Source organism: Nostoc sp., assembly GCF_036919495.1.
Lineage (GTDB): Bacteria > Cyanobacteriota > Cyanobacteriia > Cyanobacteriales > Nostocaceae > Nostoc.
This window is the reverse complement of record NZ_JBALBZ010000085.1, coordinates 24,718-37,019: the sequence shown is the minus strand read 5'-3', so window position 1 is coordinate 37,019 and position 12,302 is coordinate 24,718. Positions and strand designations below refer to the sequence as shown.

Annotated in this window: 6 protein-coding genes and 1 pseudogene; 2 read left to right on the top strand and 5 right to left on the bottom strand. The window is 40.9% G+C overall.

All coding sequences use genetic code 11. The annotated features are described in order from the left end of the window. Window positions 1–235 precede the first annotated feature (235 nt). The 4 genes and pseudogenes from V7K25_RS12310 to V7K25_RS12295 form a co-directional block, all read right to left on the bottom strand. Window positions 236–454: a hypothetical protein gene (locus V7K25_RS12310; RefSeq protein ID WP_335158256.1), complete on the bottom strand. Its 219-nt coding sequence runs from the start codon at window positions 452–454 to the stop codon at window positions 236–238. A gap of 707 nt (window positions 455–1,161) precedes the next feature. After that, on the bottom strand, window positions 1,162–3,195 hold the full coding sequence (locus tag V7K25_RS12305) for a beta strand repeat-containing protein (protein WP_335158254.1): 2,034 nt from the start codon (window positions 3,193–3,195) through the stop codon (window positions 1,162–1,164). Between the two features lie 1,057 nt (window positions 3,196–4,252). Further along, window positions 4,253–6,664, bottom strand: a pseudogene (locus V7K25_RS12300) (beta strand repeat-containing protein); the annotation flags it as partial. 371 nt (window positions 6,665–7,035) lie between these two features. After that, window positions 7,036–9,417, bottom strand: coding sequence for a beta strand repeat-containing protein (locus V7K25_RS12295; RefSeq protein ID WP_335158250.1), 2,382 nt, complete (start codon window positions 9,415–9,417; stop codon window positions 7,036–7,038). 846 nt (window positions 9,418–10,263) lie between these two features. Between V7K25_RS12295 and V7K25_RS12290 the strand changes: the two genes are divergently transcribed. Next, window positions 10,264–10,722, top strand: a complete 459-nt coding sequence (locus V7K25_RS12290) for a M67 family metallopeptidase (protein ID WP_335158248.1) — start codon at window positions 10,264–10,266, stop codon at window positions 10,720–10,722. A gap of 655 nt (window positions 10,723–11,377) precedes the next feature. Here V7K25_RS12290 and V7K25_RS12285 read toward each other — a convergent pair. Then, the gene (locus tag V7K25_RS12285; protein WP_335158246.1) at window positions 11,378–11,770 is read right to left on the bottom strand and encodes a hypothetical protein; all 393 of its coding nucleotides are present in this window, start codon (window positions 11,768–11,770) and stop codon (window positions 11,378–11,380) included. Between the two features lie 131 nt (window positions 11,771–11,901). Between V7K25_RS12285 and V7K25_RS12280 the strand changes: the two genes are divergently transcribed. Further along, on the top strand, window positions 11,902–12,093 hold the full coding sequence (locus V7K25_RS12280) for a hypothetical protein (protein WP_335158244.1): 192 nt from the start codon (window positions 11,902–11,904) through the stop codon (window positions 12,091–12,093). Window positions 12,094–12,302: the final 209 nt, after the last annotated feature.

Genomic DNA, 12,302 nt, shown 5'->3' with positions numbered 1-12,302 from the left:
TTTTTCCTGACTAAATCAATTTTTTCAGTAACTTAAGTCCTTAACCTCTTGTTAGTGCTGTTTTCGGGCACAAAAAAGCCCCCGAAAATTTAAGTTTTAGGTATACTTTCATATCACCCTTGAGGGACAGCACTTTGTATTTGAAGATTGAGCATATAAAAAGGCTTGTAAGTAATACTTGCCAACTGATTTTAGGACTATCTAAGCCTTATACCAATTCTGTATGAAGATGCGCTTATGGTGCAAGAAATAAAGAACGTAGACGCAAAGTGGTGAAGCAGCGCGGTCTTCTCCCAAAGGGAGAGGCTCTGCCAACGCGGAGCGTCTCGTAGAGAAGGGAGTTTCCCCCATGAGCGACTGCTGTTAGCGCAGCGTTAGCGACGTTAGGAGCGTCACCCGGAGGGGCTTGCCGCAGGCTACCGCCAGGAGCGCCAAGTATACCAAGAAATAACAAATTAAGAGATTTGGCGCAGCTTCACAAAGAAATGGTATTAGGCACTGTACAAATTCATGAACGTGTGCATTTAGTAAAACACATAGTTTTAGGCTTTTTTATCATCCTTTATAGCGTTTCCTAAGCAACTGAAGTACACGCAAATCTTGTTTGACAAGGTTAGTAGCTTTCAAAATGTACCTCACCAGGTCGAGAACCGCTATATCAGCCGTGAAAGCTGAAATGCTTAAAACTTACACTCAATAAGTTGGTTTTTTATCAATGCCTAAGTCCTACTAGCGTTAAATAGAGAATAGTTTACTTTTGATAGTCAAAGATATTTTTATACGCTCCTTGCGGTCTGTTGTCCGTGGATGTCTAGCTTGCAAATAGGAAAAATCTAAATAACTTGACAATAACTATATACTAACGTGTTTACTTAAATGTCTATGTTGAAAATAACAAGTTTACATATTCTTCATATTATTACCAAGGTGGCTGCGTCATGTCAATAAGAACAGTTTGTTGTCAATAAAATCTAAAGTTTTTATCATTGAGTTTTATTTATTGACAAAGATTTAGGCGATCGCAAGCCAAAGTTGAAGAACCAAATCCAACATCTACTATCTGTTGGTAGCACTAAATTACATTGATAAATTGAGTGCGAGATGCTATTTTCAGCGTCTCGCAATCCATGCTTACCTAAAGTAATAGAGTGCTAATTACTATTAAACAACCACAAAATTGTTTTCGGTTAGTGATAATCCAGCAGATAATTGGGCAAATTTTACCTGAGTAAATGCAGACGCACTACCATCTTGATCAAAAGACAATGCACCTGTAACATTATCATAGATAAATCGTTGAGCATTAGTGATTGCAGATGTGCCGATGGTAAACTGACTTAGCTTAAGTGAAGGTGTTGCTAACTCACTACCAAAACCAGCAGATGATACTTGAATCAAGTCATTAGTGGCGTTGAAGTCATAAAGACTATCAATACCCTCATTGTAACTATTGAAAGCAAAGGTATCAGTACCATCTCCTCCAATTAGAGTGTCATTACCGTTGCCACCTGTGATGATATCATTACCAGAACCACCATCAAGAGTGTTATTACCTAATGCGCTATATGCACTAAGAGTATCGTTGCCATCGCCCCCTAAGAGCAAATTAGTGCCTGTTGAATAATCAACAATCAAGTTATCAGCACCAGCACCACCGTTGAGGGTGTTATTTCCTGATGCTCTGCGATAAACTCCTTTGCCAGACTCGCCCTGTTCGTCGTACTTATAGCCAGAGGCACTAAGAGTATCATTACCATCATCTCCAGAGAGCAGATTATCGCCTGATGAATAATCAACATTCAAGTTATCGTCACCAGCACCACCGTTAAGAATATTCTTGCCAGTGCAGGTATAACACCTTCCCCCGTAGCCGTAGCCGTAGTTAGAGCCTGTGAGAGTATCATTGCCATCGCCACCATTGAGCAGATTAGCGCCTCGTGAATAGTCAGCAGTCAAGAAATCATTACCAGCGCCACCATTGAGGGTATTCTTGCCAGAGGTGTTATCAAACCTGTAGCCCTCGAAGTTAGAGGCACTAAGAGTATCATTGCCATCGCCACCATCCAGTAGGTTATTGCCTGTTGAAATGTTAGCACTCAAAGAATCATCACCAAGACCACCGTTGAGGGTGTTATTACCATTGGCAAGATTGACGTTAAGATAATCATTGTCATCGCCACCATCCAAGAAGTTATCGCCTGTTGAATAGAAAGCACTCAAGCTATCATTACCAGCACCACCGTTGAGGGTGTTATTACCAGATACTTCCGGGTCATAGTAGCTACCAGAGACGCTAAGAAAATCATTGCCATTGCCACCATTCAGTAGGTTATTTCCTGCTGAACTGTCAGCACTTAAGCTATCATTACCAGCGCCACCGTTGAGGGTGTTATTACCAGATACCACATCATAGTCACCTAAGGCCGAGAGAGTATCATTGTCATCGCCACCATCTAATAGGTTATTGCCTGTTGAAGAGTTAACGTCTAAGTAATCGCTGCCAGTACCACCAACGAGGGTGTTATTCCCCGCACCACCAATGAGGGTATCATTGCCTGTACCACCGCGCAGCAAATCGTTGCCACTTAATCCGTCGATTTTGTCATTACCGCCCTGACCATTAATGACATCATCTGAATTATCTAAACCCTTAATGTTGTTGGATAGGTCATTAAGAAAAGTTACAGTGTTCTTAATCCCTAAGCTCGTTGCAGTGGAGTTGGCATCTAAGACATTAAAGCTGGGGGTAATGCTAGTTTGCCCATCAAATAGGATATTACCAAGAGCTGGTCTTGTTCCAGAAGCTTTCAGGTTATCCAAGTTTTCTAAGTTGAAGTTTTTGAGGATTAATTTTGTGCCAGTCACCCCTTCAAAGGTGATTTCTAGGTTGTTGTCATTCTTGGTCAGCAGCAGATTTTTAGCAGTTAAGCCAGCACCTTGGAATTTTATGGTATCCACTTCGGCAATCACTGCTGCTGTCGGGTTTGTGCCTTTACCTACCCCACCAAAATCGGTAATGGTATCAGTGCCATCGCCCAAATTGTAAATAAATTTATCTTTGCCACCGCCACCGGTCAGGGTGTCATTACCTTTCTGAGCTGTAATGGTATCATTACCTGCAAGACCCTTAATCGTGTCAGCACTGTTACTGCCCAGTAGAGTATCATTACTGCTGGTTCCAATGATATTTGTCATAATTTTTACCTTATTTAATCGATTTTTGGAGTAACTTTAGTTCTAAGTGCTGTTTTAGCGCACAACTAACTAGCCGAAAGTTTCAATTTTCGGCAAGTTTTTTTATATCACTGTTGAGGAACAGTAATTATTATCGAAAATTTATCCTATTGACAAGCTTACAAGTAGCACTTGTCTAAGTATTAGAGTTTCACACACTGCACAAATGACTATGTGTATCAACTCAAATAAGTCGTTTCAGGCTTTTTCTAATCATCCTTGATTGAATATTAATCACTGAAAAACGTCGGCAAATTAAGCTTAAATGCCTGAAACTCACATTCCATACTTTAATTTTTCAATACGCAAGTACTGTTATCTTAAAAATAGGTCAAGGAATTTTCATATTCTGATTGTGGACTATCGCCCGTGGGTGTCTAGTTTAAAATAGAAAACATTTAAATAACACTCTAATAACCATCTGTAATAACCATATATGAATATTTACCGAGATGTCCATACTTAAAACACATCTTTGTATACTCTTCATATTACTTATTGTTGATGTATATGTAAATACTTGTGCTTGCGTATCTATAACATTTTTCTAGTCAGAATTTATTTACACAAAGCAATAGGCAAAAAGTGCTTTGTGCCGAGGCTTTCAAGGGAGAAAACTTGTTAGATGCTTGAAATAATAATAAAAAAATATAGAATTAATAGTGGCGATCGCTTAGGTTAGGCTACGCTTACCGAGTGAGCAAGATAAAGAAACTGTGTGACAATGTACTATATCTAAGTGATAACAAGTATACGTACATAAGCGTAAAAATGGAGACATAGCTTAAATTAACTAGTAAAACTGATAAATGATCTGTACACATGCCGAAAGTTGAGGAATGTAGACACCTGTAGACATGCAAAAAGTGGCTTGCTGTAGCTAGGGCGGCTTAAGACAAAGTAAGCCAACACTATTTTCTATTAACATTCATTGCATTAATAAATTGAATGCAAGATGCTATCTTAAGCACCTAGCATTCTCAAAATTTTTCGCTTTTTAATGGAGTGCTAATTACAATTAAACAACCACAAAATTGTTTTCGGTTAGTGATAATCCAGCAGATAGTTGGGCAAATTTTATCTGAGTAAATGCAGATGCACTGCCGTCTTGGTCAAAGTACAATCCACCTGTAACATTATTATAGATAAATCGTTGAGCATTAGTGGTTGCAGATGTGCCGATGGTAAACTGACTTGGCTTAAGTGAAGGTGTTGCTAAATTGCCACCAAAACCAGTAGCCGATACCTGAATCAACTCATTAGTGGCGTTGAAGTCATAAAGACTATCAATGCCCCCATTGTAACTCTTGAAAGCAAAGGTATCAGTACCATCCCCTCCAATTAGGATGTCATTACCGTTGCCACCCGTGATAATGTCATTACCAGAACCACCATTAAGAGTGTTATTACCTAATGCGCTATATGCACTAAGAGTATCGTTGCCATCGCCCCCTAAGAGCAAATTAGTGCCTGTTGAATAATCAACAATTAAGTTATCAGCACCAGCGCCACCGTTGAGGGTATTATTTCCTAATGTTCTGTAATAAACTCCTTTACCAGACTCGCCCTGTTTGTCATACTTATAGCCAGAGGCACTAAGAGTATCATTGCCATCATCTCCAGACAGCAGATTGTTGCCTGATGAATAGTCAATATTTAAGTTATCGTCACCAGTACCACCGTTGAGGGTATTATTCCCAGAAGCGACGAAAAATTCGTGAACCTCCGAGAAGCCAGAACCGTTGAAGAATTTGTAATCCTCCAAGGAACCAGAACCGGAGAGAGAATCATTGCCATCGCCACCATTGAGGAGGTTATTACCTGCTGAATAGTTAACATTTAATGTATCGTCACCAGCGCCACCATTAAAGGTATTATTGCCAGAAGCGGCGATGAATTTAGGGGGACTGAAGAAACCATCATCATAATAAGAGCCAGAACCGGAGAGAGAATCATTGCCATCGTCACCATTGAGTAGGTTATCACCTTCTGAAAAGTTAATATCAAACGTATCATTACCAGCTCCACCGTTGAGAGTGTTATCGCCTGAAGAGCTAACAATGCCGACTCTGGGACTCTCACCAGAGGCAGTAAAAGAATCATTACCATCGCCACCATTAAGTAGGTTATTGCCTTGTGAAGCGCTAACATTCAAGGTATCATCACCAATGCCTCCATCCAGTAAGTTATTGCCTGTTGAATAGTCAGCAGTCAAGGAATCATTACCAGCACCACCGTTAAGGGTGTTATTGCCTGAACCACCAAGGGCACCACCAATATAGTACTGGAACCCAGAGTCAAAGAGAGAATCATTGCCATCGCCTCCATTGAGCAGGTTATCGCCTGTTGAAGAGTTAACACTCAAGTTATCGTTACCAGCGCCACCGTTGAGGGTATTATTGCCAAGGACGCTAATGCTAGAGCTGTCGTAGCCGCTAGAGGCATAGAGAGAATCATTGCCATCGCCACCATCGAGCAGGTTATTGCCTGTTGAATAGTTAATATTTAACGTATCGTTACCAGCACCACCGTTGAGAGTATTATTGCCAGAAACATAATCATAAACAGGAGTAATACTGTATAATTTACTGTCGCCAGAAGCAAAGAGAAAATCATTGCCATCGCCACCAGAGAGAAGATTATTATCGCCTTCAAAATACTTATAGTCATAGTCAGCATTCAATTTATTGTTATGAATACTATTAATACTAAGGATCTTATTCCCCGCACCAGCAGAGAGTGTATCATTTCCCACACCACCAATGAGAGTATCGTTCCCCGCGCCACCCCGCAATAAATCGTTGCCACTTTTGCCATCAATGATGTCATCACCCCCCTGACCATTAATGACATCATCTGAGTTGTCAAAGCCGCTAACGTTATTATTCAGGTCGTTAAGGAAGGTAACTGTATTCTTATTGAAGATAGTGCTTTGGGTGGAGTTGGCATTGAAGACATCAAAGCTATCACTAACACTAGTTTGCCCATCAAACTCTATATTGCCTAAGTCTACAGTGGCTCCTGTAGATTTGCTCAAGTTATCCAGGTTTTCTAGGGCAAAGTTTTGCAGGACGACCTTGGTATCATAAAAGTCGTTTTCAAAGGTGATTTCCAGATTGCTACCATTCTGGGTGAGCAGCAGATTTGGAGCAGTTAAGCCTGCACCCTGGAATTTGATGGTGTCTACTTCGGCAGTAACTGCTGCTGTTGGGTTTGTTCCTTTACCTACGCCACCGAAATCGGTGATGGTATCAGTGTTGCTTAAGTAGCCGAGATCGTAAACAAATGTATCCTTGCCGCCACCACCAATCAGGGTGTCGTCGCCCTCTTTAGCGGTGATGGTATCGTTGCCTGCAAGACCCTTAATCGTGTCTGCGCTGTCAGTACCCAGTAGGGTATCATTCCCGTTGGTTCCAATAATATCTGCCATGATTTTTACCTAGCTAAATCGATTTTTTCAGTAACCTTAGTTCTCAACTTTGAGTTGAGTAGCAATCATTCATACACATACTGAAAGTACAAACAGTTATATCATGTCCGTCAAATTACCCATAATAAAAGAACCCCACCCCCAACCCCTCCCCGCCTGCTCTTAGGGGAGACAAAGCACAGCTTTGGCGGGGTGGGGTTCTTCGGGTTTAATAAGCAATCAAGCGGACATGATATTACTCATTGAAAGCAGTCGGGATTTAACCCCGACTGAAATAGGCCATTTATATTATTCATAGGAGACTCTGACTTCCAGATGCTATTTTTAACACCTCGCAATCCCTGCCTAAAGTAATGGAGCGCTAATCACAATTAAACAACCACAAAATTGTTTTCGGTTAGTGATAATCCAGCAGATAATTGGGCAAATTTTACCTGAGTAAATGCAGATGCACTGCCGTCTTGGTCAAAGTACAATCCACCTGTAACATTGTTATAGATAAATCGTTGGGCATTAGTGATTGCAGATGTGCCGATGGTAAACTGATTTGGCTTAAGTGAAGGTGTTGCTAAGTTGCCACCAAAACCAGTAGCCGATACCTGAATCAACTCATTAGTGGCGTTGAAATCATAAAGACTATCAATGCCCCCATTGTAACTCTTGAAAGCAAAGGTATCAGTACCATCCCCTCCAATTAGGATGTCATTACCGTTGCCACCCGTGATAATGTCATTACCAGAACCACCATTAAGAGTGTTATTACCTAATGCGCTATATGCACTAAGAGTATCGTTGCCATCGCCCCCTAAGAGCAAATTAGTGCCTGTTGAATAATCAACAATTAAGTTATCAGCACCAGCGCCACCGTTGAGGGTATTATTTCCTAATGTTCTGTAATAAACTCCTTTACCAGACTTGCCCTGTTTGTCGTACTTGTAGCCAGAGGCACTAAGAGTATCATTGCCATCATCTCCAGACAGCAGATTGTTGCCTGATGAATAGTCAACATTCAAGTTATCCGCACCAGCACCACCGTTGAGGGTATTCTTGCCAGAAGCGGCGAAGAATTCGTGCACCTCCAAGTAGCCGCCAGAACCGTTGAACAATTCATAATCCTCTAAGGAACCAGAACCGGAGAGAGAATCATTGCCATCGCCACCATTGAGTAAGTTATCGCCTTTTGAATAGTTAACATTTAATGTATCGTCACCAGCGCCACCATTAAGGGTATTATTGCCAGAAGCGGCGACGAATCCTACATAATCATCATAATAAGAGCCAGAACCGGAGAGAGAATCATTGCCATCGCCACCATTGAGTAGGTTATCGCCTTTTGAATAGTTAATATTAAATGTATCATTACCTGCTCCACCGTTGAGGGTGTTATCGCCTGAAGAGAGATCAATAATGCCGGATCTGGGACTCCCAAGTAAGGCAGTGAGATAATCATTACCATCGCCACCATTAAGTAGGTTATCGCCTTGTGAAGCGCTAACATCCAAGGTATCGCTACCAACGCCACCATCCAGTAAGTTATTGCCTGTTGAATAGTTAGCAGTCAAGTAATCATTACCAGCACCACCGTTAAGGGTGTTATTGCCTGAAGCACCAAGATTGCCACCAAGCAAGTACTGAAAGCCAGAGTCAGAGAGAAAATCATTGCCATCGCCACCGTTGAGCAGGTTATTGCCTGTTGAAGAGTTAACACTCAAGTCATCGTCACCAGCGCCACCGTTGAGGGTATTATTGCCAAAGACGCCAATGATAGAGTCGCTGGCGTCGCTAGAGGCATAGAGAGAATCATTGCCATCGCCACCATCGAGCAGGTTATCGCCTTCTGAAAATTTAATATTTAACGTATCGTCACCAGCGCCACCGTTGAGAGTGTTATTGCCAGAGACATAATAAACATTAGTAGTAATGTATGTGTCGCCAGAAGCATCGAGAAAATCATTACCATCGCCACCAGAGAGAAGATTATTATCGCCTTTAATATACTTATAGTCAGCATTCAAGTTATTGCCAATACTACCAAGGATCTTATTCTCCGCACCAGCAAACAGTGTATCATTTCCTACACCACCAATGAGAGTATCATTGCCCGCACCACCCCGCAATAAATCGTTGCCACTTTTGCCATCAATGATGTCATCACCCCCCTGACCATTTATGACATCATCTGAGTTGTCAAAGCCGTTAACGTTATTATTCAGGTCGTTAAGGAAGGTAACTGTGTTCTTATTAAAGATAGTGCTTTGGGTGGAGTTGGCATTGAAGACATCAAAGCTATCACTAACACTAGTTTGCCCATCAAACTCTATATTGCCCAAGTTTACAGTGGCTCCTGTAGATTTGCTCAGGTTATCCAGGTTTTCTAGGGCAAAGTTTTGCAGGATGACTTTGGTATCATAAGAGTCGTTTTCAAAGGTGATTTCCAGATTGCTACCATTCTGGGTGAGCAGCAGATTTTGAGGAGTGAAGGGAGTACCTTGAAATTTTAGGGTGTCCACTTCGGCAGTAACTGCTGCTGTTGGGTTTGTTCCTTTACCTACGCCACCGAAATCGGTGATGGTATCAGTGTTGCTTAAGTAGCCGAAATCGTAAACAAATGTATCCTTGCCGCCACCACCAATCAGGGTGTCGTCGCCCTCTTTAGCGGTGATGGTATCGTTGCCTGCAAGACCCTTAATCGTGTCTGCGCTGTCAGTACCCAGTAGGGTATCATTCCCGTTGGTTCCAATAATATCTGCCATGATTTTTACCTAATTAAATCGATTTTTTCAGTAATTTCAGTTCTCAATCTTGAATTTAGTGCTGTTTTTGGGCATAAAATTTCATCGAAATTTGACCTTTTCGGCATACTTTACACGCCACTGTTGAGGAACAGTAAAGGATTTCCAAAAAATAAATTATCCAAATAAACAAACCACAGATACACAGAGAACAGAGAGAGAGGAGGAATAGAAAGAGTTTTTCCGTCAGTTTTGGAACATTTTTTTATTTGGAAGTCCCTAATATTTCTTGAAGATTCAGTCTATGAAAAATCTTATACATTAGTGAGCTATTCTCCGCAGGTGTGTAGCAGGGCTATTTCATTCTCATCTAGCCCGCCTCAGAATAAATTCTGAGGCTAATAGCAAAAATTGTCTAAAGACGACTAATAAAGGCTTTTAGTCCTCTTTAGACGAGTTGGGCTATTAGCCCAAAACTAAATAAAGTTCCGGGCGGTTTATGTCTAGAACGAAATAGCTCTGGGTGTGTAGGCTGAAAATAGATAACATCTCAATAGGAATAGGTAGCCTCAAATGATTACATAGTCAATATTTTACTTAAATGTTTATACTTAAATAAACGTCTTTGCATACTCTTCACATTATTTGCCCATAGATGTATATACAAATACTGAACTTTGTCTCTTCTTCATATTGTTTTAGTTTCTAGGCAATAATTTCCAAAAAGCAGTAGGCTAATGTTTAAATGAGTGATACAAAATACATATTTGAATAGTGCGATCGCTGCGGTTCTTGCTAGCCTACGCCTAGCAATATCTTATATCTGTGCAAAAATCGTTATAGGTTACTAAAATTACAAACGCAGAGATGATCCGATTTAGCCAAGAACACTTACAAACTATCCGCACCCATGCAGAAAGCACCTATCCAGAGGAGTGCTGTGGTATGATTTTGGGCTATCTGGCTAATGGGGGTAAAATTGTGGTAGAAGTCATCCCAACAGAAAATGCCTGGAATACAGAAGCGGCGGCTGAGTTTGCAGGGGAATACACAGCAGAAAGTAAAAAACGGCAATATACGATCGCACCCGAAGTTATGTTAAAAACACAAAGGGAAGCACGCAATAAATCGCTCAACATTATTGGCATTTTTCACTCCCACCCAGATCATCCTGCTATCCCTTCAGAATGCGATCGCCTATACGCTTGGCAAGGTTACTCGTATATAATAGTTTCTGTTCAAAACGGCAAAGCTGGCGAACTCCTAAGCTGGAGCCTTGATGATACTCATCATTTTCAAGCAGAGGCTATTGAAAATATAATTTAACAGCTTAATTTTAGGTGTTGCTGAATTGAAGTATTAAATAAAATTTTAAAATAGCAATTAGTCGGGGAATTAAGCTTTATCTTAAAATAGCGATCGCTATTTTATTAAAACATTTGAACGCTAACATTTTTTACTTATGATGTAATCTAAGAACATCTAGTTTGATATTCTTAGATTAAATTTTATGCTGATTTTTTGTTTAAGTTGACAACAATGGACAATGCCATGCCTTTAGAGGATGTTTGAAAAGTCATGATTGATGTGCCAAATATTTTTACCCCACCCTAACCCTCCCCTTATAAAGGGGAGGGAACCGGATTTTTCTTGTTTCCCCCCCTTGTAAGGGGGGGACTAAGGGGGGTGATTATGACATCAACAGATGATAAAGCTTAGACACAAAAAGACTTTTCACCCAGTCCCCAGTCTCCAGTTCCTTGCTAGATTAGGGCTTTCGTGAATTGGTATTAACCCAAGCGTATTAAACTATGATGCAGTTTTAATATTCTCACTAGATGCCAATACTGCTCGGTTAAGCGGAAAAAGCTTAAAATTCGTAGGTTGGGTTGAGGAACGTAGCTTGCTTCTCGCAGGGTAACCCAACATTTCTGGGGCTTTGTTGGGTAACACTAAAGTTCAACCTAACCTACAAATATTCTTAACCGAGCAGTATTGCACTAGATGCTTCTTTAGAAGTCGTCTTTAAACGTGTTGCTGTGCTTTTGCGGATGCGATCGCTTTTGCGAACACCACCCGCCATCTGATATTCATGGCTGTCTTTGCCGTACTTAAAGGCAACTCCCAAGAGCATTTTCTCAGTTAGATCGCTTAAGGTTCTATCCAATTCGTCCATCTCAGTTTTAGAAGAGTCAATCACAGCTAGAGCAGTATTATAAGCATCTATCTTGGTACGGTATTGCTCAATTAGTTGTGTCATGCTTTCCATGTTGCGCCCATCGCCAAAATCCATAGTAGGATCGATGGCTTTAAGTCCCGCCGTTCTGAATTCAGCTTTTTCGAGAACGCGGTATGTACGTTTTTGACGAGACATCAGTGTATCCTTTTTATCTGCTTTAGAGCTAGTTTGCCTTATTAAAGCTGGATCTTAGTTCAGTAAAGTCCTCAATAATTAGTGTTTAATATAACAAAAAACTCAGTATTTAGCGCAAAAATCATGATTTTGTGAATGAAACTCGTGATTTTGTGAATGAAACTCGTGATTTTGTGAATGAAACTCATGATTTTGTGAATGAAACTCACGATTTTGTGAATGAAACTCATGATTTTGTGAATGAAACTCGTGATTTTGTGAATGAAAACCATGATCCAAAGTTAAATTTTCTTGCAAGATGCCGATTGCTTGTAATGTATTAGCTTCACCCAAGCAAGAAACCTATGTCGCGGTAGAATGCCAATGCTGCTTCGTAGCGCTCTAAGGCTTCGCTGCATCGGTTTAGGAACTGCAAGACATCGCCGATTGCTATTGCGAAGGTGGGTTTTAAAGCCTCTCTCCGATACGGCTACGGTGTACACACAAGTCTGAAATAGCTGATTAGCCCAAGGTTTTACCCCACCCTAACCCT

What these genes read in the sequence shown, in the direction of transcription:
- V7K25_RS12305 (WP_335158254.1), bottom strand. Translation starts at nt 3,195, where the DNA reads ATGACAAATATCATTGGAACCAGCAGTAATGATACTCTACTGGGCAGT.
- V7K25_RS12295 (WP_335158250.1), bottom strand. Translation starts at nt 9,417, where the DNA reads ATGGCAGATATTATTGGAACCAACGGGAATGATACCCTACTGGGTACT.
- V7K25_RS12290 (WP_335158248.1), top strand. Translation starts at nt 10,264, where the DNA reads ATGATCCGATTTAGCCAAGAACACTTACAAACTATCCGCACCCATGCA.
- V7K25_RS12285 (WP_335158246.1), bottom strand. Translation starts at nt 11,770, where the DNA reads ATGTCTCGTCAAAAACGTACATACCGCGTTCTCGAAAAAGCTGAATTC.